This window comes from Spirillospora sp. CA-108201 (assembly GCF_050936235.1).
Lineage (GTDB): Bacteria > Actinomycetota > Actinomycetes > Streptosporangiales > Streptosporangiaceae > Spirillospora.
Map to the genome: position 1 here is coordinate 7773913 of NZ_JBNJNE010000001.1, position 22524 is coordinate 7796436.

The 22524-nt window shown below is 71.5% G+C and carries 21 protein-coding genes and 2 riboswitches; of the genes, 12 read left to right on the forward strand and 9 right to left on the reverse strand.

Going from position 1 to position 22524, the window contains the following annotated elements; all coding sequences use genetic code 11:
• Positions 1–5: 5 nt before the first annotated feature.
• Positions 6–95: riboswitch (glycine riboswitch) on the reverse strand.
• Between the two features lie 4 nt (positions 96–99).
• Positions 100–195: riboswitch (glycine riboswitch) on the reverse strand.
• A gap of 336 nt (positions 196–531) precedes the next feature.
• Positions 532–840: a hypothetical protein gene (locus ACQEU6_RS37410; protein ID WP_499338416.1), complete on the reverse strand. Its 309-nt coding sequence runs from the start codon at positions 838–840 to the stop codon at positions 532–534.
• A gap of 257 nt (positions 841–1097) precedes the next feature.
• Between ACQEU6_RS37410 and ACQEU6_RS37415 the strand changes: the two genes are divergently transcribed.
• Positions 1098–2396 carry a M50 family metallopeptidase gene (locus ACQEU6_RS37415; RefSeq protein WP_499338417.1) on the forward strand — a complete coding sequence of 433 codons (1299 nt, stop codon included), beginning with the start codon at positions 1098–1100 and terminating at the stop codon, positions 2394–2396.
• Here the strand turns inward: ACQEU6_RS37415 and cds1 are convergent.
• Positions 2386–3486: an L-cysteine desulfhydrase Cds1 gene (gene cds1, locus ACQEU6_RS37420; RefSeq protein ID WP_499338418.1), complete on the reverse strand. Its 1101-nt coding sequence runs from the start codon at positions 3484–3486 to the stop codon at positions 2386–2388. The two genes, ACQEU6_RS37415 and cds1, sit on opposite strands and share 11 nt — an antisense overlap.
• On the opposite strand from cds1, the gene ACQEU6_RS37425 reads away from it, so the two are divergent.
• Positions 3485–4708, forward strand: coding sequence for a hypothetical protein (locus ACQEU6_RS37425; RefSeq protein ID WP_499338419.1), 1224 nt, complete (start codon positions 3485–3487; stop codon positions 4706–4708). The two genes, cds1 and ACQEU6_RS37425, sit on opposite strands and share 2 nt — an antisense overlap.
• On the opposite strand, the gene ACQEU6_RS37430 is transcribed toward ACQEU6_RS37425, so the two are convergent.
• Entirely contained in the window at positions 4698–6257 is a 1560-nt protein-coding gene (locus ACQEU6_RS37430; protein ID WP_499338420.1) for an ATP-dependent DNA ligase, read from the reverse strand. The two genes, ACQEU6_RS37425 and ACQEU6_RS37430, sit on opposite strands and share 11 nt — an antisense overlap.
• A gap of 124 nt (positions 6258–6381) precedes the next feature.
• On the opposite strand from ACQEU6_RS37430, the gene ACQEU6_RS37435 reads away from it, so the two are divergent.
• Complete coding sequence (locus ACQEU6_RS37435) at positions 6382–7119, forward strand: hypothetical protein (protein ID WP_499338421.1); 738 nt, start codon at positions 6382–6384, stop codon at positions 7117–7119.
• A gap of 339 nt (positions 7120–7458) precedes the next feature.
• Here ACQEU6_RS37435 and ACQEU6_RS37440 read toward each other — a convergent pair whose 3' ends face one another.
• The 3 genes from ACQEU6_RS37440 to ACQEU6_RS37450 are packed head-to-tail and all read right to left on the reverse strand — an operon-like array spanning position 7459 to position 10501.
• The gene (locus ACQEU6_RS37440) at positions 7459–8430 is read right to left on the reverse strand and encodes an AurF N-oxygenase family protein (protein WP_499338422.1); all 972 of its coding nucleotides are present in this window, start codon (positions 8428–8430) and stop codon (positions 7459–7461) included.
• Between the two features lie 14 nt (positions 8431–8444).
• The gene (locus ACQEU6_RS37445; protein WP_499338423.1) at positions 8445–9347 is read right to left on the reverse strand and encodes an SDR family NAD(P)-dependent oxidoreductase; all 903 of its coding nucleotides are present in this window, start codon (positions 9345–9347) and stop codon (positions 8445–8447) included.
• 44 nt (positions 9348–9391) lie between these two features.
• Positions 9392–10501, reverse strand: a complete 1110-nt coding sequence (locus ACQEU6_RS37450; RefSeq protein ID WP_499338424.1) for a ferritin-like domain-containing protein — start codon at positions 10499–10501, stop codon at positions 9392–9394.
• Between the two features lie 121 nt (positions 10502–10622).
• Between ACQEU6_RS37450 and ACQEU6_RS37455 the strand changes: the two genes are divergently transcribed.
• Positions 10623–11297, forward strand: coding sequence for a TetR/AcrR family transcriptional regulator (locus ACQEU6_RS37455; protein WP_499338425.1), 675 nt, complete (start codon positions 10623–10625; stop codon positions 11295–11297).
• On the opposite strand, the gene ACQEU6_RS37460 is transcribed toward ACQEU6_RS37455, so the two are convergent.
• Entirely contained in the window at positions 11248–11889 is a 642-nt protein-coding gene (locus tag ACQEU6_RS37460) for a TetR/AcrR family transcriptional regulator (RefSeq protein ID WP_499338426.1), read from the reverse strand. The two genes, ACQEU6_RS37455 and ACQEU6_RS37460, sit on opposite strands and share 50 nt — an antisense overlap.
• Before the next feature lie 83 nt (positions 11890–11972).
• Between ACQEU6_RS37460 and ACQEU6_RS37465 the strand changes: the two genes are divergently transcribed.
• Both ACQEU6_RS37465 and ACQEU6_RS37470 read left to right on the forward strand, forming a co-directional pair.
• Positions 11973–13436, forward strand: coding sequence for a flavin-containing monooxygenase (locus ACQEU6_RS37465; RefSeq protein WP_499338427.1), 1464 nt, complete (start codon positions 11973–11975; stop codon positions 13434–13436).
• Positions 13437–13474: 38 nt separating this feature from the next.
• The gene (locus ACQEU6_RS37470; protein WP_499338428.1) at positions 13475–13855 is read left to right on the forward strand and encodes a nitroreductase family deazaflavin-dependent oxidoreductase; all 381 of its coding nucleotides are present in this window, start codon (positions 13475–13477) and stop codon (positions 13853–13855) included.
• 41 nt (positions 13856–13896) lie between these two features.
• Here ACQEU6_RS37470 and ACQEU6_RS37475 read toward each other — a convergent pair whose 3' ends face one another.
• Positions 13897–14544 (reverse strand): TetR/AcrR family transcriptional regulator, encoded by a 648-nt coding sequence (locus tag ACQEU6_RS37475; protein ID WP_499338429.1) that lies wholly within the window; start codon positions 14542–14544, stop codon positions 13897–13899.
• Between the two features lie 106 nt (positions 14545–14650).
• Positions 14651–15859 carry a PucR-like N-terminal domain-containing protein gene (locus tag ACQEU6_RS37480; RefSeq protein WP_499338430.1) on the reverse strand — a complete coding sequence of 403 codons (1209 nt, stop codon included), beginning with the start codon at positions 15857–15859 and terminating at the stop codon, positions 14651–14653.
• 473 nt (positions 15860–16332) lie between these two features.
• Here ACQEU6_RS37480 and ACQEU6_RS37485 point away from each other — a divergent pair, with 473 nt between their 5' ends.
• The 6 genes from ACQEU6_RS37485 to ACQEU6_RS37510 all read left to right on the forward strand — a co-directional run bounded on the left by ACQEU6_RS37485 (position 16333) and on the right by ACQEU6_RS37510 (position 22523).
• Entirely contained in the window at positions 16333–17322 is a 990-nt protein-coding gene (locus ACQEU6_RS37485) for an ABC transporter ATP-binding protein (RefSeq protein ID WP_499338431.1), read from the forward strand.
• Between the two features lie 68 nt (positions 17323–17390).
• The gene (locus ACQEU6_RS37490; RefSeq protein WP_499338432.1) at positions 17391–18179 is read left to right on the forward strand and encodes an MlaE family ABC transporter permease; all 789 of its coding nucleotides are present in this window, start codon (positions 17391–17393) and stop codon (positions 18177–18179) included.
• A gap of 1 nt (position 18180) precedes the next feature.
• Positions 18181–19017: an MlaE family ABC transporter permease gene (locus ACQEU6_RS37495; protein WP_089309978.1), complete on the forward strand. Its 837-nt coding sequence runs from the start codon at positions 18181–18183 to the stop codon at positions 19015–19017.
• Positions 19018–19066: 49 nt separating this feature from the next.
• A complete protein-coding gene (locus tag ACQEU6_RS37500) occupies positions 19067–20344 on the forward strand; it encodes an MCE family protein (RefSeq protein ID WP_499338433.1) in 1278 nt (425 codons plus the stop codon).
• Positions 20341–21399, forward strand: a complete 1059-nt coding sequence (locus ACQEU6_RS37505; RefSeq protein WP_499338434.1) for an MCE family protein — start codon at positions 20341–20343, stop codon at positions 21397–21399. The genes ACQEU6_RS37500 and ACQEU6_RS37505 overlap by 4 nt, the downstream gene beginning before the upstream one ends.
• Positions 21396–22523, forward strand: coding sequence for an MCE family protein (locus ACQEU6_RS37510; protein WP_499338435.1), 1128 nt, complete (start codon positions 21396–21398; stop codon positions 22521–22523). Before ACQEU6_RS37505 ends, ACQEU6_RS37510 begins: the two co-directional genes overlap by 4 nt.
• The last annotated feature ends 1 nt before the right edge of the window (position 22524 follow it).

The following is a 22524-nucleotide window of genomic DNA, read 5'->3' on the forward strand; positions in this document are numbered from 1 at the left end:
CTCCCCCTCTGTCATCGGCGCCTGAGAGCTTCACCCGCCGCGGCACGGCGGGCTTTCACCTTCGGCGGGGGACAGGAGTCCCCGCTTTCCAGAGGTCGCCTGGCCCGTGCGGTCCGTGGGCCTGAGAGGTTCCGGGGAGGATTTGCTCCTTCGGCGCCCCCCACCGGCTGCGAGGGACTCTCCCGCACGGGATCATCAGCTGTCGCAGAAGGCTAGCAGTGTTCATTGCGTTTCCCCAGGGTCGAGGCCTTGGGGGCCTCGACCCTGGGGAAACGCGTGCGATCGCTGCATCGCTCCGGCTCGCCTTGCGGCTCGCTTCGCGATCAGATCCTTGCTTCGCTCGGATCTGCCTTCGGACGCGATCGCGGCCCCCGCGTTGTCACGGGGCTTAGGCGGCGGCTGAGGTGGCTTCGTCAGACGGTTGCTGCTGGGGGTCCTGTTTCCGTCCATCCGCATGCGGCTGGTCCCGGCCGTTGCGCTCCGTGTTCGTGTGGCGGTGTCCCGCGCTCGGCTCTGCGCTGGCGGAGGCTGTCAGTTGGGGGGTGCGGACATGGACTTCACGCAGGTTTGCAGGGCCGCCCTGATTTTCTGCAGTTCGTCGGGGGCGGGGGTTCTCGTGGGGTTGGGGGTCGGCATCTGGACGCCCTGCTTGTGCATGCAGTCGTTGAAGGCCTTGACCGCCTTCGACTGGGCCGGGGGGAGCGGCGGCGTCTCGGTGGTCCTGCCGGGCCTGGGGGTGGACGGGGCCGTCGTCGCGGCGGTCGGGGCCTGGGGTGACGACGCGCTCGCCGGCTTGCCGTCGTCGCAGCCGGCCAGGGCCAGGGGCAGGATCAGCGCCATTGCCGCTATGTGACCGCGCTTCAAGGGAACCTCCGTGGGGCGGGTGGGGGCCATGATGCGGCGTCGGCCCTCCCCTTGGATACGGGTTCTCGTGCCAAGGAAGCGCGGCCGGGTTAGCACCGCGCATCAAAGTGGCTTAAGGCGTGTGCCGCTTCTCCGTTCGCCTCAACCGGATCGCGGGCCGTAACGTACTCTGAACTGGTTGTCGGAGATCACCCCCGGGCTCGCGGGGTGCACGGACCCGGAGGGCACGCCGCATGGTCTACTACCTGGCTGGAGCGTTGATCCTCTTCTTCGGCCTGCTGGTCTCCATCGCACTGCACGAGCTCGGGCACTTCTCCTTCGCCAAGCTGTTCAAGGTGCGGACCACGCAGTTCATGGTCGGGTTCGGGCCCACCATGTGGTCGAGGCGCAAGGGCGAGACCGAGTACGGCGTCAAGTGGATCCCGCTCGGCGGCTACATCCGCATGATCGGCATGCTGCCGCCGCGCAAGGGCGACGCGCCCGGGCAGGTGCGGCGGATCAGCACCGGGCCGTGGCAGGGGCTGATCGAGTCCGCGCGCGGGGCCTCGCTGGAGGAGGTCGGGCCCGGCGACGGCGACCGCGTGTTCTACGCCAAGAAGTGGTGGCAGAAGCTGCTCATCATGTTCGGCGGGCCCGCGATGAACCTGCTGCTGTCGGTGATGTTCTTCGCGATCCTGCTGATGGGCATCGGCACCAGCCAGCCGCAGCCGGTGATCAAGGAGGTGGCCGAGTGCATGGTGCCGGCCAGCGCCAAGGTCGCCGCGTGCCCGGCGAACGCGGCGCCGACGCCCGCGCGGCAGGTCGGGCTCCAGGCCGGCGACCGGATCACGGCGTTCGACGGCAAGAAGATCGACGACTACGGGCAGCTGCAGGTGCTGATCCGCGAGGACGGCGGCAGGACCGTCCCGATGACCGTCCGGCGGGACGGCAGGGACGTGCGGCTGAACGTGCCCATCACCCGCAACCAGATGTACGACCTCAAGGACGAGGAAAAGGTCGTCAACGTCGGGTTCCTCGGCATCACGCCGTCCAGCGCGATCGAGCGGCAGGGGCCGGGCGCGGTCGCGAGCACGATGGGCGACCTGACCGGGCGCACCGTCGGCGCGCTGGTGCGGATGCCGCAGAAGATGGTCGGCGTGTGGAACGCGGCCTTCGGCGGCGACGAGCGCGACCCGAACGGGCCGATCGGCGTCGTCGGCGTCAGCCGGATCGGCGGCGAGGTCGCCGCGTCCGACGACTTCACCGGCACGCAGAAGGTCTCCTTCTTCGTGATGCTGCTCGGCTCGCTGAACCTCGCGGTCGGGCTGTTCAACCTCATCCCGCTGCTGCCGCTGGACGGCGGGCACATCGCCGGCGCGCTGCTGGAAGCGGTCAAGAAGGCGTTCGCCCGGATCTTCCGCAGGCCCGACCCGGGCTACGTGGACGTCGCCAAGGCGCTGCCGGTGACGTACGTGATGGCGGTCGTCCTGATCGTCATGGGCGGCCTGCTGATCTACGCCGACCTGTTCAACCCGATCCGCGTCACGGGGTGACGTCCGGCATCGCGCCGGTCTTCAGGAAGCCGTCCAGCGCGGCCACGTAGGGGCCGATGTCGAGGCCCTGGTCCGCCAGCCACGCGTCCGACCCGTAGGTGCCCGCGTAGCGCTCGGCGCCGTCGCAGATGAGCGTGACGACGCTGCCGCGCTCCCCGCGGGCCCGCATCTGGGCGATCAGTTCGGCGGCGCCCCACATGTTCGTGCCGGTCGAGCCGCCGACGCTGCGGCCGCTGACCCCGCTCGTCCAGCGCATCGCCGCGACGGACGCCGCGTCCGGCACCCGGATCATCCGGTCGATCACCGTGGGCAGGAACGACGGCTCGACGCGGGGGCGGCCGATGCCCTCGATCCGCGAGCCCGCCGCGGTGCGGGCGGGGTCACCGTCGGCGAACGAGCCGTGGAACGCCGACCCCTCCGGGTCGACGACCGCGAGCCGCGTCTGGAACCGCTGGTAGCGGGCGTACCGGCCGATGGTCGCGGACGTCCCGCCGGTGCCGGCGCCGACCACGATCCAGGACGGCTCGGGGAACCGCTCCAGCCGCATCTGCTCGAAGATCGACTCGGCGATGTTGTTGTTGCCGCGCCAGTCCGTCGCCCGCTCGGCGAAGGTGAACTGGTCCATGAAGTGGCCGCCGCACTCGGCCGCGAGCCGCCGCGACTCCTCGTAGATCGCCGACGGGTCGGCCACCAGATGGCAGCGGCCGCCGTGGAACTCGATGAGCTGGATCTTCTCCGGGCTGGTGGTGGCCGGCATGACCGCGACGAACGGCAGGCCGAGCAGCCGCGCGAAGTACGCCTCCGACACCGCGGTCGACCCGCTGGACGCCTCGATGATCGTCGTGTCCCGGCGGATCCAGCCGTTGGCCAGCCCGTAGAGGAACAGCGACCGCGCGAGCCGGTGCTTCAGTGAACCCGTGGGGTGGACCGACTCGTCCTTCAGGTAGAGGTCGATGCCCCACTCGGGCGGCAGCGGGAACACGTGCAGGTGCGTGTCGGCGCTGCGGTTGGCGTCGGCGTCCACGAGCCGGATCGCCTCGGCGATCCATGCCCGGTATCCGGGATCGCAGCGGTCCACGATGCGGCTCATGACGGATCTCTCCTTGATCGTCGGCAGGGGTCCCACGATATCCGCGCATGTCACGGTGCATCATTGGGAGGGCGGGGGGCAGATGATCCAGATGTTCGACGAACGCATCGTGGCCACCGGGCGGCTGCCGCTGTTCGGCTTCTTCGTCGCGTTCATGATCACTTTCGTGCTGACGCGGGTGAACGTCCGGCTGATCCGCGCGGACGTGCGCTGGTGGTTCCGGAACGTGAAGGCCGGCGACGTGCACATCCACCACGTCGTGTTCGGCGTGGTGCTGATGCTGATGGGCGGCGTGGCGAGCCTCGCCGTCCCGGACGCCTACGTCGGCCTCGACCTCGCGGCGGCGGCGGTGTTCGGGATGGGCTCGGCCCTCGTCCTGGACGAGTTCGCGCTGATCCTGCACCTCAGCGACGTCTACTGGACGGAGAAGGGCCGCGCGTCCGTCGACGCCGTGTTCGTCGCCATGGCGGTGACCGGGCTGCTGCTGCTCGGCATCCGCCCCCTCGGCTACGAGGGCATCGCGCCCGACCCGGGCACCGGGCTGATCACCCGCGTCTACATCGCCTCCCTCGCGGTCAACCTCGTCCTCGCCGTGGTCACGCTGCTCAAGGGCAAGATCTGGACGGGCCTGCTCGGGCTGTTCATGCCCGCGCTGCTGATCGTCGGCGCGATCCGGGTGGCGCGGCCCGGCTCGCCCTGGTCGCGCTGGCGCTACGACCCCGGCTCGCGCCGCTACCAGCGGGCCGTCCGGCGCGAGACGCGGCTCAGGCGGCCGCTGATCCGCGCCAAGATCTGGGTGCAGGAGTTCATCGCGGGACGGCACGACCTCATCCCGCCCGAGCTGCTCCAGCGCCGCGCCGATTCCGCCGAGCGGGCCCGCCGCCGCAGGCTGGCCCGCGCCGCCGCCCGCGCCGAGCGGCGGGCCGAACGCCGGGCCGAGCGCGGCCGGGCGCGCCGGGCCGAGCGGCGGGCGGCGCGCCGCGCCGCGTTCCGGGCCGAGCGGGAGGCCGTCGAGCGCGCCGAGCGCAACGCCGCGGCCCGCGCCCACCGGGAGGCCGCGGCCCGGGCGCGCCGCCGCACCCTGTCGCGCGTGCGGGGGCAGACCGGGTCGCGGCTCCGGACCCGCGCCGCGTCCGCCCGGCGGGCCCGCGGCCGTGCGCACGGGGACGAGCCGCCGTCCGGGGAACTGCCGCCGGCGGAGGCGCCCGAGCTCAGTCCATGACGGGGGCGACGGCCCGGACGGTGTCGATCGTGTCGGCCTCGGCGGCGGACTTGTCGGGCCGGTACCGCAGGACGCGGGCGAACCTCAGCGCGATGCCGCCGGGGTAGCGGGGGCTGTGCTGGACGCCGTCGAACGCGATCTCGACGACCAGTTCGGGCCGGACGTGCACCGTCCAGGAGTCCTCGCGCACGGCCAGCGCGCGGAGCCGCTCCGTCTGCCAGGCGAGCAGCTCGTCGGTGAGCCCCTTGAAGGTCTTGCCGAGCATGACGAAGCCGCCGGTCTCGGGATCGCGGGCGCCGAGGTGCAGGTTGGACAGCAGGCCCTGCCGGCGGCCGTGCCCCCACTCGACGGCGAGGACGACGAGGTCGAGGGTGTGCCGGGGCTTGACCTTGATCCAGCCCGCGCCGCGCCGCCCGGCCGTGTACGGGGTGTCGAGGGCCTTGACCACGACGCCCTCGTGGCCCCGCGCGACGGCCTCGTCGAAGACCTCCTTGGCCCGGGCGGGATCGCCGGTGACCACGCGGGGCATCCGCAGCTCCTCGGGGACCACACGCGCGAGCGCCGCGTACCGCTCGGCCCCGGGCGCGTCGAGCAGGTCCTCGCCGCGCGCGCCCTGCGGAGGGGCGTCGCCGGCCTCCACGAGGTACAGGGCGTCGAACAGGAAGACGGCCAGCGGCACCGGCTCGACGCCCTTGGCCGTGCGGGTCGCGGTGCGGGCGGAGGTGACCTGGAACGGGTGGGGGCGCCCGTCCGGCCGCAGGGCGATCAGTTCCCCGTCGAACACGGCCGCGCGGACGGGCAGCCCCCGCACCGCCTCCACCACCTCGGGCAGCCGGGAGGTGATCTCGTCCAGCGTCCGGGTGAAGACCCGGACCTCTCCGCCGGACACGTGCACCTGGGCGCGGATGCCGTCGAGCTTCCACTCGACGGCCGCCTCGCCCCCGAGCTTGGCGAACGCCTCGTCGACCGACGGCGCGGCGGCCGCCAGCATCGGCTTGACCGGCCGCCCGACCTCCAGCGTGAACGCGCGCAGCCCGTCCACGCCCTCCGCGAGGGCGGTGGTCGCGACCGGGCCGAGCGATCCGCGCAGCATGAAGGCGCGCCGCACCTCGGCGGAGGGCACCCGCGCCGCCGCCGCGATCGCCTCGGCCATCACCCCGTCCAGCGCGCCCTGCCGCAGCTCGCCCGCCAGCAGCCTGATGAGGAAGCCCTGCTCGGGGGCGGTGGCGCGGCCGAAGAGCGCCGCGAGCAGCTCGCGCCGCCGGGCGACCGAGCCGGGCCCGGACACGGCGCCGATCTCGCCGAACGCCGCGTCGACCTCGGGGACGGTCAGGGACGGCTCCGCGGCGGGCGGCGGGACGTCGCGCAGCGCGGCGTACCCCACCCCGATCTGGCGCTGCGGCAGCTCGCCGGACAGGTAGGCGACCACGGTCGCGGCCTCGCCCGGGTCGGCCGCGCGCAGGCACTCCGCGAGCGCGGCGATCTTGGCCTTGCGGCCCGAGGTGCCCGCGACCGCCGCCGAGGTCCGTGCGATGTCGGCTGTCAGCATCTCCTCATTGTGACCACCGGGTCCGACGAACGGCACCGCCAGGGTCCCTGGCCAGGCGCCGCGGCCCTGGTTACGTTGGCAGATGGCGGGAACGGGTCGGCGAGTCGGGAGTGAGGAGCGCGGCGTGGGCCTTCAGCGTCCGGTCGAGCCGTTCCACCGGCCGTACTCCGGGCCGGAGCCGCCGGCCCCGGGGCGCCGTCCCCGCAGGCTCGCCGCACTGGTCGCGCTGGTCGCGGCGGCCGTGGCGCTCGCCGCGGCGGGGGTCGCGGTCGTCGTGGTGATGTCCGGGGGAGGCGAGCGGGAGGCGGCGCCGCGCCGGACGCCGCCCGGCCGGCCGTCCGGGTCGCCGGGCACGCCGCAGAATGTGATCAACGCGCTTCCGGCGCCGTGCGGGACGGTCGCGGCGGGCACGGTCGAGCGGGCCGTGCCGAAGGCGACGCGGCGGCAGAGCGCGAACTCGACGCTCACCACGTGCACGTACTCCTCGACCGGCTCGGCGTTCCGCTGGCTGCGGGTGGAGGCGCACCTGTACGCGCCGGGCGATTCCGCGACGCCCGTCCAGGACGCCGAGGGCTACTTCGACGCGCAGTGGGCGCAGGCGCACGACGCGCCGCTCGTGCGGACCGTCTCCCTGGAGCGCCGGGGCGGGATCGGGGACGCGGCGTTCCTCTGGTTCAAGACCGACAGGGGGCAGCCGACCGTGGTCGGTCAGGTCACGGCCCGGACCCGCAACGCGGTCTTCACGGTCGGCTACAGCGAGCAGGCGCCGCGCGGGGGGCGTGCGGACGCCAGGGAGCGCGCCTGCCTCCGGACCGCCACCGCCGTCGCCCGCGAAGTCCTCGCCGCACTGAGTCGTTCCTGACCTGAATCGGCCGATCACGGCTTCACTTCTGCCGGCACCTTCTAGGGTGAACCGGTAAAGGGGAGGGAGCGCGCCGATCGGGCTTTCGCGCCAGGCGGGATGATCGGTGCGCAGCGAGGCCTGGGGAGGAGGGGATCGACGTCGTGACCATGCCATCGTTCGGAGTGTCCTGGGTGCGTGACATCCGGGGCTAGCAGCCCTTACTCGCCCGAGGGCCGCGGAGTGGTCCCTGCTCCGCGGCCCTTTCGCCTGTCCGGGCCGGGCCAGCGCCCGGCCATTACCGAACCATTTTCTAATAATCGGTTCGAGGGTGATGCGAATGGCGGCCCGGCGTATCGGTCACCGCTCCAGCAGTCCCGCCCGGATCCATACGTCGCGCGCGCGGCCGTCCAGCAGACCGACCTCGTCCAGGAACGCGGTGCATTTGCGGAACGACCACGCCATCGTCGCGCGCCGGTGCGGGCTGCGCGCCGCCACGCGCCGCGCCAGCCCCGGGTCCAGCCCCACCGCCGCGTAGCAGGACGGGTGCACGAGCTGCGCGGCCATCAGCCGCGTGGCATGCGCCATCCCGTAGGCGATCGCGCGCCGCCGCACCGCCGGGGTCCGCGCGACCAGCCGCTTCATCTCCTCCCGCGCGTACCTGATGTGCCGGGCCTCCTCGACCACGTGGATCCGGGTGACCTGTCGGATCATCGGCTGGACGTCCTCGTCCGGGAACGTCAGCCGCTGGAACGCGTCGGTGAACTCCTCCACGATCAGCGTCCCGGCGAACATCGGCACCGGGTCGTACACGGCGCCGAACAGCTTGGCGAAGTGGAACTCCAGCGCTCGCGGCCGGTGCGTGCGCAGCCCGCAGGTGCGCACCATCCGGCCGAACATCGCCGAGTGGCGGCACTCGTCGGCGATCTCCGTCAGCGCGTACGCCACGTGGTCGCTGTCGTAGCGGTGCCGGTAGGCGTGCATCACCAGCGACTGCATCAGCAGCATCTCCGACCAGATGCCGAACGAGGCGATGCTGCACATCTCCCGCTTGGTCAGCTCCACCCGCCGCCGGTGCGTCAGCCCGTCCCACAGCGGCGTCTCGTAGATCGACGTGAGCCGGGGCGGGAAGTAGAACACGTCCGGGTCCTGCGGGGCGTCCCAGTCGACGTCCGCGTCCGGGTCGAAGGAGTGCCTGCGGGACGCGCGCAGCAGCCGCTCGGCGATCACCTCCCGATGGGTCAGCTCCAGCGTGTGGTCGCCGTCGCCGCACCGGATCCGGGCCGTCCAGTTCCGGGGACGGCCGTCGTTCATCAGGACGTCGGGGGGCATCGATCCATCTCCTCTCACCGCGGGGAGAGTCGGGGGCCGCGCCCGTCGGGCGGGCGCTGGCCCCGGGCGGGAATCCTGGCCAGCAGGCGCAGGGATGCGGGGGACACCCGGGAAAGGGCGTGCATGATGTGCCCCTCGGCGTTGACGGGCACGACGGGCTTGTTCTTGATGATGGCGTTGACGACCCGCTCGGCGACCTTCTCCGGCGGGTAGTTGCGCAGCCTGACGGCCTTCTGGCCGCGCTCGTGCAGGCGTGCGCGGGTTGCCTCGTCGCGCTCCAGGTGGATCGCGTTGTCGACGATGCTGGTGCTGACGAACCCGGGGCAGACGGCGGTGACGCCGATGCGCGAGCCGGCCAGCTCGGCGCGCAGGCATTCGCTGAGCATGAGGACGGCGGACTTCGTCGTGCAGTAGGCGGGCATGGCGCGCCACGGCGCGAACGCGGCGGCCGACGCGATGTTGACGATGTGGCCGCCGAGGTTCGGCTTGTCGGGCTTGTTGGGCAGCGCGTTCACGCGGTCGCTCATCTGGCGGCCGAACAGCCGGCAGCCGTGGATCACGCCCCAGAGGTTCACGCCGAGGATGCGCTCCCAGTCCTCGACGCCCGTGTCCAGGAAGGGGCCGGTGACCGCGATGCCGGCGTTGTTGACGACGATGTCGGGGACGCGGTGGGTCTCCTTCACCCGCGCGGCGAAGTCCTCCATCGCGGCCTCGTCGGCCACGTCGACCTGGTAGGCGGCGCCGCCGGCGCCGAGCGTCTTGGCGAGGGCGACCGTGCGCTCGGCGGCGGGCAGGTCGATGTCCGCCGCGACGACCGTGGCGCCGTTCCCGGCCAGGGCGAGGGCGACGGCCCGGCCGATGCCGCTGCCGGCTCCGGTGACGACGGCGAGCGCTCCGTCGAAGTGCGCGAGGGGCATCCAGACCTCCGAGGTGTGCGGCGGATCGAATGATCCGAACTTACTCAGCCCGCCGCCTCCGCGTCGGCGATGACGGCGTCCACCTCCGCTCGGCGTTCGGTCTCCTCCGCGGCGAACCGCTCGGCGTCGACCCGCTCGGCGATCTCCTCGTCCTGGTGCATGAGGGCGTCGAGGTCGGCCTTGGACATGTCCAGGACGCCCATGTCGTCATAGGCGCGCCGGATGCGGTCGCTCCACAGCCCGATGTCCTTCACGCACGGCACGATGCGGCTGAACAGCAGGCTCTGGAACATCCGCATGTAGGGCGAGTTCTCGACCATCTCGTCGACCTCCTTCGGGTCGATGCCGAAGTTGGTCCAGATCTCCCGGCCGCGGATGCGGTCGCGCATCAGGTAGCAGCCCTCGATGACGAAGTCCTCGCGCTCGCGGAGCTCCGCCGGGGAGAGCTGCTTGTAGTAGTCGCGCAGCGCGAGCCGCCCGAACGCGACGTGGCGCGCCTCGTCCTGCATCACGTAGGCGAGGATCTGCTTGGGCAGCGGCTTGGTGGTGATGTCGCGGATGACGCCGAACGCGGCGAGCGCGAGGCCCTCGATGAGCACCTGCATGCCGAGGTAGGGCATGTCCCACCGCGCGTCGGTGAGGGTCTCGTTCAGCAGGTCCTGCAGCTTGGTGTTGATCGGGTAGACCATCCCGACCTTCTCGTGCAGGAACCGCGTGAACAGCTCGACGTGGCGGGCCTCGTCCATCGTCTGGGTGGCGGAGTAGAACTTGGAGTCGAGGTCGGGCACGGACTCGACGATGCGGGCGGCGGTGACCATCGCGCCCTGCTCGCCGTGCACGAACTGGGAGAACTGCCAGGACGTGGAGTGCCGCCGCAGCTCACCGCGCTCCTTCTCCGACAGCCTGTCCCAGTACTTCGTCCCGTAGATGGCGAGGGACTGGTCGGGGACGCCGAGGACGTCGTGCGGATCGACCTCCAGGTCCCAGTCGATGCGCTTGACCGAGTCCCACTGCTTGTCCTTGCCCTTCTGGTAGAGGGCGAGGAGACGGTCGCGCCCGTCGTCGTACTCCCAGGTGAACCTGGCGTCGCCGGTCATCGGCACGGTCCAGGCCTCGGACGGGACGGAGTCGGTGTACAGGTCGTGGGTCGACATGGGCGTCCTCCCCGAACGCGGACGTACTGCGCCGCGATACGTACGCTGTACGTCTTACGTACAATGTACGTACCGTGTCATGGGACACTTGCGGTGTCAACGGCGAGGAGGAGCGGAAGCGATGGCGAGGCGTGTGACCTCCGACACTCCGCGACCGGGCCTGACCCGCGCGCGCATCGTGGAGGCGGCGGTCGGGCTGGTCGAGCGGGAGGGCGCGGACGCGCTGTCGATGCGCCGGGTCGCCGCCGACCTGGACGTCGCCGTGATGTCGCTCTACAACCACGTGCCGAACAAGGGCGCGCTGCTGGAGGGCGTCGCCGAGCATGTCGTCGCCGGCCTGGAACTGCCCGACGACCCGTCAGAGCCGTGGCAGGAGCGCGCGCGGGCGCTCGTCCGGGCGTTCCGGAAGGTCGCCCACGACAACCCGCGCTGCATGTCGATCGTCCTCACCCACAAGGTCGACACGCCGGTGGGGCTGCGCCCGGCCGAGCGCGCCCTGGCCCTCGCCGACGCGGCCGGGTTCGACGGCGAGACGGCCGTGCGCATCATGCGGGCGCTCATCGCCTACGCGCTCGGCGCCCAGATGCGCGAGGTCGGCATGGCGAAGATGCTGGGGCACCTCGCCGAGACGGGGGCCGAGTCGTGGACGCGCCTGGACCCGGACGAGTTCCCGCACGTGCTCGCCTACGGCCCGGCGCTGGTCGACGTCGATCCCGAGACCGACTTCGAGTTCGGCCTCGACCTGCTCATCGGGGCGCTGGACGCGCTTCCCCGGCGGGGGCCAGATAGGGGCTGAGGCCGTTCCAGCAGAAGTCGGTCATGTAGCGGGCCGCGTCCTCCGCCGACACGTCGGGCCGGCTCGTCTGCCACAGCGCCATCCGCTCGCTCGCGCCCATGATGATCTGCGTGTAGGCCTCGACCGCGCCGGCCGGGGCGGACGGCGCGAACGTGCCGAGCACTCCCGCGATGAGCTCGCTCTGCTGCCGCCGGGTGTCGTCGATCGCCTGGACGGCCTCCGGCGTGGCGGCCGTCGGCTCGCGCAGCAGCATCGCGAACGACCGGCTGTGCTCGTCGATGAAGCGGAAGTAGGCGACCATCCCGCGCGACAGGATGTCCTCGGGGGTGGTGGCGCCCGCCATCGCCTTCTGGGTGGCGTCGAACAGCTCGGCCTTGGAGCGGCTCACGCACGCGACGAGCAGCCCGTCCTTGGAGCCGAAGTACTCGTAGAGCATCGGCTTGGAGACCCCGCAGCGCTCGGCGATCTCGTCCATGGAGGCGGCCTGGTAGCCGCGCTCGCCGAAGACGAGCTCCGCCACGTCCAGCATCTGCCGCTCGCGCTCGGCGCGCGCCATCCGGCGGCGGCGGGGCGGGGGTGTGGCGGCGCTCACAGGAGATTCCCCTCTGTTGGACCTACCGTCAGTAACCTACTCCCGGTAACTTACTGCGAGTAGGGTATCTGAGAGGAGGGGTCATGAGCGAGCGCGCCCCCGCGATCGTCGTCATCGGCTCCGGCTTCGCCGGCCTCGGCATGGCGATCCGGCTCAAGTGGTCCGGCTTCCACGACTTCGTCGTGCTGGAGAAGAGCGAGGCGCTGGGCGGGACCTGGCACGACAACACCTATCCGGGCTGCGCCTGCGACGTACCGTCGCACATGTACTCCTTCTCCTTCGAGCTGAACCCGGGCTGGACGCGGATGTTCGCGCCGCAGCCGGAGATCCGCGCCTACATGGAGCGCACCGCCGCCAAGTACCGGGTGCGCGAGCACATCCGCTTCGGCGCGGCGGTCGACTCGATGGAGTACGACGACGACGCCCGCCGCTGGCGGGTGACGCTCGCCGACGGGACGGTCCTCACCCCGAAGGCCGTCGTGTCCGGCATCGGCGCGCTGCACGTCCCGTCCTACCCGGACCTGCCGGGCGTCGAGCGGTTCCAGGGGACGGCGTTCCACTCCGCCGACTGGGACCACACCTACGACCTCGCCGGCAAGCGCGTCGCCGTCATCGGGACGGGCGCGTCCGCGATCCAGTTCGTGCCGAAGGTCGCGAAGCAGGCGGGCGAGCTCGTCGTCTTCCAGCGGACGCCGCCGTGGATCCAGCCCAAGCCCGACGTGCCCATCCCCGCGCCGGTCCGCGCGCTGTTCGGGAAGGCGCCGGCCGCCGCCCGCGCGTTCCGCGGCGGCATCTACTGGGCGCTGGAGGCCCGCGCGGTCGGCTTCACGATCGACCCGCGGCTGTCCGCCCCGCAGGAGAAGATCGCCCGGCGGCACATCGCCCACCAGGTCGCCGACCCCGGGCTGCGCGCCAAGGTGACGCCGGACTACACGATCGGCTGCAAGCGGATCCTGCTGTCCAACGACTACTATCCGGCGCTCTCGCGTCCCAACGTGGAGGTGGAGACCTCCGGGATCGCCGAGGTGCGGGAGCACTCGGTCGTCACCGAGGACGGGCGCGAGTACGAGGTCGACTGCATCATCTACGGCACCGGCTTCAAGGTGACCGACGCCCTCGCCGACCTGCGCGTCACCGGCCGGGGCGGCGTCAAGCTCCAGGAGATCTGGGCGGACGGCATCGAGGCGCACCGCGGCACGACGATCCCCGGGCTGCCGAACTTCTTCATGCTGCTCGGCCCGAACACCGGCCTCGGCCACAACTCCGTCGTCTTCATGATCGAGGTGCAGATCCAGCACGTGCTGAGCTGCCTTCGCCTGATGCAGGAGGCCGGCGCCGACGCCATCGAGCCGAAGCCGGAGGCCGCGCGCCGCTTCAACGACCGCCTGCAGCGGCGGCTGCGCCGCGCCGTCTGGAACGAGGGCGGCTGCAACAGCTGGTACCTCGACGACCAGGGCGTCAACCGCACCCTCTGGCCGGGCCACACCTTCGAGTTCTGGGCCGGCTCCCGCAAGGCCAGGCCGGAGGAGTTCGTCCTCACCCGTTGACCGCGTGCCCGGCGGGGAGACCGTGTTAGCTGGGAGGCATGGTGAAACCGCTGATGCCGAGATCGGTCGCCCGGTTCAACAAGGCCGTCACGAACCGGGTGCAGGGCGTCTACGCGCCCTTCCTCCCGCCCCTCGCGGTGATCGTCCATCGGGGGCGCAGGTCGGGGCGGGAGTACCGGACGCCGGTGACCGCGTTCCGCAGCGGCGACCGGCTCATCGTCGGGCTGCCGTACGGGCGGGACGCCGACTGGGTCCGCAACCTGCTCGCCGAGGGCCGCGGCGGCGTGGAACGGCTCGGCCGCGTCCGCCGCCTCGGCCGCCCGCGCGTGCTGACGGCCGCCGACGCCGCCGAACTCCCGCCACCCGCCCGCCTGGCCGCCCGCCGCATGGACCTCCTGGTCGCCGAGATCGAGGACTGAGGGCCCCGGGAGCGGGGACGCGGGTCACGCCCCCGGCGGGGTCACTTGGCGGGGGCGAACATCGGGCGGAAGCCCGCGACGAGCTGGCGGATCACCGCGCGCTGCTGGGCCGGGGCGCGGCCGCGCAGGTCGTGGATCGGGTCGAGGCCGTCGTAGTAGGGGGCGAGCGCGAGGAACGGCAGGATCATCATCAGCCAGGTGGCGAGGACCTCCAGGTCGGCGTCCTCCCGGATGGCGCCCTGCGCCTTCCACAGCTCCAGCGTCGGGTGGATGACCAGCAGGTAGTGCTGGTTGGCCGTGTCGCGGACGACGGACCGGACGCCGTTGTCGAGCTCGAAGTTCGTGGCCGCGGTGACGCCCCGCTCCAGCGGGTGGTCGGCCATGTACTCGGTCCAGTCGCACAGGACGTCGACCAGCCACTCGTCGAAGGACTGGTCGAAGTCGATCCGCTCGATGCGGCGCTCCATCTCCTCGCGGATGCGGCGCGACGCCTCGTCGCACACGAACGCGAAGAACTCCAGCTTGTCGCTGAAGTACTGGAACAGCGAGCCCTTGGCGATGCCGGCCTCGCGCGCGATCGTGTTGAGGCTGCCGGTCGAGTACCCGTGTTCCCCGAACTCGCGCATTGCCACTTCGAGCACGCGTTCGCGCTTGGCGACATTGAGGCGGAACCAGGTCGACGTCGGCATGGACCCCTTCGACTTTCCGTCAGGAACCGGTAACCAGGAGGTCAGGATAACGGTCCGCCGCACCCCCTGTGACCCGAACGTCACCCGCGCCCCTGGCGGGTCCCGGTCACCGTGCGCCGGGCTGGCCCCGGCGGGCGCGCCGGCGGCGGTACAGACTCGCGGCGCGGAGGGTGGCGTCGAGGGAGAACCGGGCGTCGGCGTTCTCGAGGCTGTCGCCGAGGTAGCCCTCCAACTGGCGGAGCCGGTACCGGACGGTCTGCGGGTGGATCCTCAGGCGCTCCCCGATGTCCACGGCGGTCGCCCGGGTGGTGACGGATTCGGTGAGCGTCTCGACGAGGCGCTTGCGCTGTCCGTCCGACACGTCCCGCAGTGGTTCCAGGTGCCGACGGGTGAGCTCCTCGACCAGCGGCGGATCGGACAGCAGCCACATGGTCATCAGGTGGTCCTCGCAGGGGATGAGGGAGCCGTCCGGGATGACGCCCTCCTCGGCGAGGTCGAGGACGCGGCGGGCCCAGCGCAGCGAGTGGGCGGCACGTTCCAGCGGCAGGGTGAGGCCGAGGACGCAGCTGGCGTCCGGCAGCGCGGCGCGCAGCATGGTCCGCCGGTCGGCGGTGAGCGGCCCGGGGACGAGCAGGCACGGTTCCGCCGAGTCGAAGTCGATGAGGATGTCGGTGTCGAGCGCGGAGCGGGTGCAGGGCGCCTCGGGGTGGACGGCGACGAGGGTGGCCTCGGCCGGCAGCGGCCACCAGCCGGTGGACTTGGCGAGATCCTCGATGGCCTCGGGGACGACGGCGGGCCGTTGCAGGATCAGATGCAGCAGCCGGCGCCGCTCCTCGCGGCGGCGCAGGTCGGCGTGCCCGGTGGCCTGCTGGTAGCCGAGGCGGGCCTGTGCGACGGATTCCTCGAGGTAGACGAGCATGGCGTCGACGGCGGCGGACACGACGAAGGTGGGGACCTGCGCGCGCTCGGCGAGGACGGCCGTCCGGCGCCACGCGACGTGGAAGGCGATCCGGGCCGCGGCCTGGAGGTGGTCGAGGCTGCGCCCCTCGATGGCCTCGAAGCGGCCGAGGGCGCGGCAGGTCTCGTCGCGCTGGTCGGTGGAGGCGTCCGGATCGGAGATCCGGTCCAGGAAGGTCGGCAGCAGGATGTCGGCGCAGAGCCGGAGAGTCTGGTCGTAGGCGGGATCCGTCCGGTCGTACTCCGGGATGCTCCGCTTGATCTCGGTGACGACCTCGTTCGTGACGTCGGACAGTTCCGCGCGCAGCAGGCCGAGGAATTCTTGGAAGTCAGTCTGACTCCGATCTTGTTCAGACAATTCTAATGCCTGCGACATGGGAAAGCGAACCTCCACATCGAGTCGGCCGCGCGCCGTGGCGCCGTCCTGGCGGCGGCGCTGGACGGGGTGTGTCGGACGGGAGGCGAACACCCTGGAATGAGATCGATAACACCGTGAACATAAAGTCGCCAGTCGGCGGTGGCAAGGGTCTTCGGTTCGATCGGCCGCACGGCGGCGCATCTTTGCGCGTGATGTGACAAGAACGACGTTCGGTTGCTGGGTCGGTGACAAAACTGCTTGCCTGTAAGGGCGAGCGTGGCGCCGGCCCGCCCCATGTTACCGACTGGTAGTCACCTGGTGACGGTTTCGGGGAAGGGGAGGGCTAAGTCGGTGACAAATTCCTGAAGCCATTTACCGAATTGTGCCGAAGAGTCTGCGATCCCCTATTGAATACTGTGTCTAGTGCGCCGTAACGTCCTCGAAACCTCCTTCCGAGCGCGAGCGGTGGTGTCGTGGGAATTGAAGTGGTCGTCGAGGGGCTGACGAAAGTCTTCGGCCGGCAGACGATCTGGCGTGATGTCACGCTCACTCTTCCGCCCGGTGAGGTGAGCGTGCTGCTGGGCCCCTCCGGCACCGGCAAGACGGTCTTCCTCAAGTCGCTCGTCGGGCTGCTCAAGCCGGAGGAGGGCCGCGTCCTCATCGGCGGGGTCGACATGGTCAACGACCGCGACCGCGACGTGTTCGAGGCGCGCAAGCGGTTCGGGCTGATGTTCCAGGACGGCGCGCTCTTCGGCTCGCTGCCGCTGTTCGACAACATCGCGTTCCCGCTCCGCGAGCACACCCGCAAGAAGGAGCCCGAGATCCGGCGGATCGTGATGGAGCGGATGGAGATGGTCGGCCTCACCGGCGAGGAGCGCAAACTGCCCGGCCAGATCTCCGGCGGCATGCGCAAGCGCGCCGGCCTCGCCCGCGCGCTCGTCCTCGACCCGGAGATCATTCTGTGCGACGAGCCCGACTCCGGCCTGGACCCCGTCCGCACGGCGCACATCTCCCAGTTGCTGATCGACGTCAACGCGCGGATCGACGCGACGATGCTGATCGTCACGCACAACATCGACATCGCCGCGACCGTCCCGGACAACATCGGCATGCTGTACCGCCGCGACCTCATCGCGTTCGGCCCCCGCGAGGCGCTGCTGACCAGCGACGAGCCGGCCGTCCTGCAGTTCCTGCACGGCGACACGCGCGGACCGATCGGCATGTCGGAGGAGAAGGACGCCGCGCTGCTCGCCGCCGAGGCCGCCTTCCCCGCGCCCCTCCAACGCACCCTGGAGATCCCGCCGCAGCTGCGTCCCACGCCCGGGGCGCCGCCGCGGCAGGGCGAGCTGCGGCACGCGCGGCGCCTCGACGAGATGATGCCGCGCCTCTCCCGCCGGGCGCAGGAGGCGATCTACGCCAACCGCAGGCACGCGCCGGAGGGCGGCGTCCCCGATGCGAACTGACCGTCCTCGAACCGACGAGCCGACCGCACCGCGCGCCGACGCGCGCGTGCCCGAGGAAGGAGACGCGCGTGGCGGCACCTGATTCCGCCGTTCCCGGCGCCGGCGCGCTGCGCCAGACCGGGCGGCTCTTCGCGCTCGCCGCGACGGTGCTGGCGCTGTCGTTCCGGCGCCCGTTCCAGCTCCGCGAGCTGGTCCAGCAGTTCTGGTTCATCGCGTCGGTGTCGATCCTGCCGACCGCGCTCGTGTCCATCCCGTTCGGCGCGGTCATCTCGCTCCAGGTCGGGTCGCTGGCCAAGCAGCTCGGCGCGCAGTCGCTCACCGGTGGGGCGAGCGTCCTCGCCGTCGTGCAGCAGGCCAGCCCGCTGATCGTGGCGCTGCTGATCTCCGGCGCGGCCGGGTCGGCGATCTGCGCGGACCTCGGCTCCCGGACGATCCGCGAGGAGATGGACGCGATGGAGGTCATGGGCGTCTCGCCCATCCAGCGCCTCGTGGTCCCGCGCGTCCTCGCCTGCATGGCGGTCGCGGTGCTGCTGAACGGCCTGGTGTCCGTCGTCGGGGTCGCGGGCGGCTACTTCTTCAACGTGCTGCTGCAGGACGGGACGCCCGGCGCCTACCTCGCCTCGTTCTCCGCGCTCGCGCAGCTGCCCGACCTGTACATCGGCGAGTTCAAAGCGCTGATCTTCGGATTCATCGCCGGCGTGGTGGCCGCCTACCGCGGCCTGAACCCGAGCCCCGGCCCGAAGGGCGTCGGGGACGCGGTCAACCAGTCGGTCGTCATCACGTTCCTGATGCTGTTCTTCGTCAACCTCGTGCTGACCGCCATCTACCTGCAGGTCGTCCCCCCGAAGGGAGCGTGACATGGCGGTCCCCGGGGTTCGCCGCCTCCGCCCGGTGAAACTGGTCTCCTGGCTGGACCAGCCCGGCGACCAGCTCGGCTTCTACGTCCGGGCGCTGCTGTGGACGCCGCGCGCGTTGCGCCGCTACCTGCGCGAGTCGCTGCGGCTGCTCGGCGAGGTCGCGTTCGGCAGCGGCGCGCTCGCCGTCATCGGCGGCACCGTCGGCGTGATGATCGGCATGACGGTGTTCACGGGCGTCGTCGTCGGCCTGTCCGGCTACGCCGCGCTCGACCAGATCGGCTCGGCGGCGTTCACCGGCTTCGTGTCCGCGTACTTCAACACCCGCGAGATCGCCCCCCTGGTGTCCGGGCTGGCGCTGTCGGCGACGGTCGGCGCCGGGTTCACCGCGCAGCTCGGCGCGATGCGGATCAACGAGGAGATCGACGCGCTGGAGGGCATGGGCATCCAGTCGGTGCCCTACCTGGTCACCACCCGGATCATCGCGGGGACCGTCGCGATCGTCCCGCTGTACGGCATCGGGCTGCTCAGCTCCTATCTGGCCTCCAGACAGGTGACGCTCTGGTTCAACGGGCAGTCGGCCGGCACCTACGACCACTACTTCAACATCTTCCTCGCCCCGGAGGACGTGCTGCTCTCGTTCGCCAAGGTGCTGATCTTCAGCGTGATGGTGGTGCTCGCGCACTGCTACTACGGCTACCGCGCGGTCGGCGGCCCCGCCGGCGTGGGCGTCGCCGTCGGGCGCGCGGTCCGCACCGCGATCGTGCTGATCAGCGTGACGGACTTCTTCGCCAGCCTCGCCATCTGGGGTGCCACGACCACCGTGAAGGTGACGGGCTGACATGGGGCCGAACTGACATGGGGTGGATCTGACATGGGGTGGATCTGACATGGCGCGGCGAACCACCCGGCACGTGGTCGGGCAGCGCCTGACCGGGGTGGCGTTCCTGCTCGTCCCGGCGCTGCTGGTCTGGTTGTCGATCGCGATCTACGACAAGCAGTTCACCGACGCGACGATGGTGACGCTGCGCACCTCGACGGCCGGGCACGAGATGCACGCGATGGCGGACGTGAAGGTCCGCGGCGTCGTCGTCGGCGAGGTCCGGTCCATCACGGCGGACGGGGCCGGCGCGAAGCTGGAGTTGGCGCTGAAACCGGGGGTGACCGACCGGATCCCGGCGGACGTCCAGGCGCGGCTGCTGCCGACGACGGTGTTCGGCGCCCGGTTCGTCTCGCTCGTCCCGCCGCCCGGGTCGGCGGGACGGCCGATCGCCGACGGCGACGTGATCTCCGAGGACCGCAGCCGGAACGCGGTGGAGCTGTCGGAGGTCCTCAACCACACGATGGACCTGCTCGACACCATCCAGCCGGCGAAGCTCTCGGCGACGCTGAACGCCATGGCGCGGGCGCTGGAAGGGCGCGGCGACCAGATCGGCCGCAACTTCGAGCAGCTCGACGCGTTCCTGACCAGGCTCAACCCGGAGGTGCCGGCGCTCGCCCGCAACCTGCAGGAGCTGGCGACGTTCACCCAGCACGCCTCCGACGCGGCGCCGGACCTGCTTCAGGCGCTCACGGACTTCACGGTCACCAGCCGGACGATCGTCGACCAGCGCACCGCCCTCGCGACCCTGTACGACGCGGTGTCGGGATCGTCCGCCGACCTCGAGGACTTCCTGCGCGCCAACTCCGGCAACATCATCGCGCTGGCGACCGAGAGCCGGGGGAGCCTGGACCTGATGCGCCGCTACGCCCCGGCCGCGCCCTGCACGTTCCGCGCGCTCGCCGGCTTCATCCCGACGATGAACAAGGTCCTCGGCAAGGGCACGGACGAGCACGGCGTCCACGGCCTGGTCGTGCCGGTCACGAGCAAGGGCCGCTACGTCCCGGGCAAGGACGCCCCCCGCTACGACGGCGGCGGCGGGCCGCGCTGCCCGGGCGTCCCCTACCTCGGGACCGGGGACGGGGTGCGGGTGCTGCCCGCCGGCGGCGCGCCGGGCCAGGGCGGCGCGGCCGGCAGCGGCCTCGGCCCGGCGAACTCGGCGGCGGAGAACGACCTGGTCAACGAGCTTGCCGGGGCGCCGCTGGACGAGGTCCCCGAGGAGCTGCCGGACTGGTCCAGCGTGCTGGTCGGGCCGATCTACCGGGGCACGGAGGTGACGGTGAAGTGAGGCTCACCGGTCAGGGGATCAAGGGCATGGGCTTCCCGCTCGTCAGCTCGCTGATCTTTATCGTGGTCACGGTGCTGGCGACCGCGCTGCTGGCGTCCAGCATCACCGGCGCCACCAGCGGCGACCGCGCCACCTACTACGCCAAGTTCACCGACGTGGCCGGGCTCCATCCGGGGCACGGCGTGCGGATCGCGGGCGTCGAGGTCGGCCAGGTCGAGGAGATCAAGGTCAGCGACCGCCGGCTCGCCCGGGTGAAGATCTCCGTCGACCGGGACCGGCGGATCCCCGCGTCGGCGACCGCCGCCGTCAAGTACCTGAACCTGGTCGGCGGACGGTACGTCTCCCTCGGCCAGGGCACCGGCTCGCCCGGCCAGGTGCTGAAGCCCGGCGGGACGATCCCGGTCGAGCACACCACCGGGACGCTCAACCTCACCCAGCTGTTCCAGGGGTTCCAGCCGCTCATGCAGGCGCTGTCGCCCGGGGACGCCAACAAGCTCTCGGAGTCGGTCGTCAAGGTGCTCCAGGGCGAGAGCGGCACCGTGGAGAGCCTGCTGCGCACCGTCGGAGAGCTGACGAGCACGCTCGCCGCCAAGGACAAGGTGATCGGCCAGCTCATCGCGAACCTCGACAGCGTCGTCCAGACCCTCAACGGGCGGGACCGGCAGCTCGTCGACCTGGTCACCACGCTGCGCCGGTTCACCTCCGGCCTCGCCACCGACCGCGTCCCGATCGGCCAGGCGCTCGGGTCGGTCGCCGACCTGACCACCGCCACCGCCGGGCTGCTCCAGGTCACGCGGGACCCGCTGAAGGACGACATCGTCCAGCTCGGCCGGCTCAGCGACAACCTCAACCGCGACGAGCCGCTGCTGACGCGCTTCCTCCAGCGCTCGCCCGGGAAGATGGCGACCTTCGGCCGCCTGGCCTCCTACGGCTCGTGGGTGAACTTCTACCAGTGCGAGGTGAAGTTGATCGGCGTCAGCTACGCGGGCTCCGACCTGTCGAACCAGCCGCCGCCGACCGGCCTGCCCATCAAGGACGCGAGGTGCCGCGGATGACGCCCCCGACCCCGCCCCCCGTCCCCCCGGCGGGCGGGCCGCCTCCGCCGCCTCCGCCGCTGCCGCGCGCCCTGCCGCGCCCGAAGCGGGACCGGCCGCGGCTGAAGCCGCTGCGCGACCGCAACCCGATCGGGGTGGCGGCCGTCGGCATCGTGATCCTGCTCGTCCTCGGCACGCTCGCCTACCGCGCCGACCGGCTGCCGCTCATCGGCGGCGGGACGACCTACAGCGCGTACTTCTCCGAGGCCGCCGGGTTGGACCCCGGCCAGGAGGTCCGTGTCGCCGGGGTGAAGGTCGGCAAGGTCACCGGCGTCTCGCTCAAGGGGAACAAGGTCGAGGTCACGTTCCGGGTGAAGGACACCTGGGTCGGGAACGCGACCCGCGCCACCATCATGATCAAGACGCTGCTGGGGTCGAAGTACCTCCAGCTGGACCCGCTCGGCTACCGCAGGCAGGACCCGAAGAAGCCGATCCCGCTCGACCGGACCGTGGCCCCCTACGACGTCACGACGGCGTTCCAGGACCTCGGCCGGACGTTCGAGCAGCTCGACACGACCAAGCTCGCGCAGAGCCTGGAGACGATCTCCACGACGTTCGAGGACACCCCGGCCAGCGTCCGGGTCGCGCTGCACGGCCTGTCGGCGCTGTCCACCACGATCGCGTCGCGGGACGCCGAGCTGTCCCGGCTGCTCGCCGGGACCAAGCAGCTGTCCGGCACGATCGCCGCGCAGAACTCCCAGTTCGAGACGCTCTTCAAGGACGGCAACCTGCTGCTCGGCGAGCTGCGCCGGCGGCGCGACGCCATCCATGCGCTGCTCGTCGGCACGCAGCGGCTCGGCACGGAGCTGGTCGGCCTCGTCGACGACAACCGCCGCACGCTGGGCCCGACGCTCGCGTCCCTGGAGCGGGTCGTCGGCGTCCTCCAACGCAACCAGAAGAACCTGGAGCGCGTGCTGACGACGGCCACGCCCTACATCCGCGTCCTCGGCAACGCGACGGGCAACGGCCGCTGGGTGGACGGCTACCTGTGCGGGACCGTCCCCGAGGAGTACCTGGCGAACGGCAGGTGGCAACCGGAGGACCCGGACCGCTGCAAGCCGCCGCACCTGACGGGAGGACGGTGAC

Excerpts from the sequence above, each read along its gene's own strand:
- ACQEU6_RS37410 (WP_499338416.1), bottom strand. The coding sequence starts at position 840 with ATGGCGCTGATCCTGCCCCTGGCCCTGGCCGGCTGCGACGACGGCAAG.
- ACQEU6_RS37415 (WP_499338417.1), top strand. The coding sequence starts at position 1,098 with ATGGTCTACTACCTGGCTGGAGCGTTGATCCTCTTCTTCGGCCTGCTG.
- ACQEU6_RS37425 (WP_499338419.1), top strand. The coding sequence starts at position 3,485 with ATGACGGATCTCTCCTTGATCGTCGGCAGGGGTCCCACGATATCCGCG.
- cds1 (WP_499338418.1), bottom strand. The coding sequence starts at position 3,486 with ATGAGCCGCATCGTGGACCGCTGCGATCCCGGATACCGGGCATGGATC.
- ACQEU6_RS37430 (WP_499338420.1), bottom strand. The coding sequence starts at position 6,257 with ATGCTGACAGCCGACATCGCACGGACCTCGGCGGCGGTCGCGGGCACC.
- ACQEU6_RS37440 (WP_499338422.1), bottom strand. The coding sequence starts at position 8,430 with ATGCCCCCCGACGTCCTGATGAACGACGGCCGTCCCCGGAACTGGACG.
- ACQEU6_RS37445 (WP_499338423.1), bottom strand. The coding sequence starts at position 9,347 with ATGCCCCTCGCGCACTTCGACGGAGCGCTCGCCGTCGTCACCGGAGCC.
- ACQEU6_RS37450 (WP_499338424.1), bottom strand. The coding sequence starts at position 10,501 with ATGTCGACCCACGACCTGTACACCGACTCCGTCCCGTCCGAGGCCTGG.
- ACQEU6_RS37455 (WP_499338425.1), top strand. The coding sequence starts at position 10,623 with ATGGCGAGGCGTGTGACCTCCGACACTCCGCGACCGGGCCTGACCCGC.
- ACQEU6_RS37465 (WP_499338427.1), top strand. The coding sequence starts at position 11,973 with ATGAGCGAGCGCGCCCCCGCGATCGTCGTCATCGGCTCCGGCTTCGCC.
- ACQEU6_RS37470 (WP_499338428.1), top strand. The coding sequence starts at position 13,475 with ATGGTGAAACCGCTGATGCCGAGATCGGTCGCCCGGTTCAACAAGGCC.
- ACQEU6_RS37475 (WP_499338429.1), bottom strand. The coding sequence starts at position 14,544 with ATGCCGACGTCGACCTGGTTCCGCCTCAATGTCGCCAAGCGCGAACGC.
- ACQEU6_RS37495 (WP_089309978.1), top strand. The coding sequence starts at position 18,181 with ATGGCGGTCCCCGGGGTTCGCCGCCTCCGCCCGGTGAAACTGGTCTCC.
- ACQEU6_RS37500 (WP_499338433.1), top strand. The coding sequence starts at position 19,067 with ATGGCGCGGCGAACCACCCGGCACGTGGTCGGGCAGCGCCTGACCGGG.
- ACQEU6_RS37510 (WP_499338435.1), top strand. The coding sequence starts at position 21,396 with ATGACGCCCCCGACCCCGCCCCCCGTCCCCCCGGCGGGCGGGCCGCCT.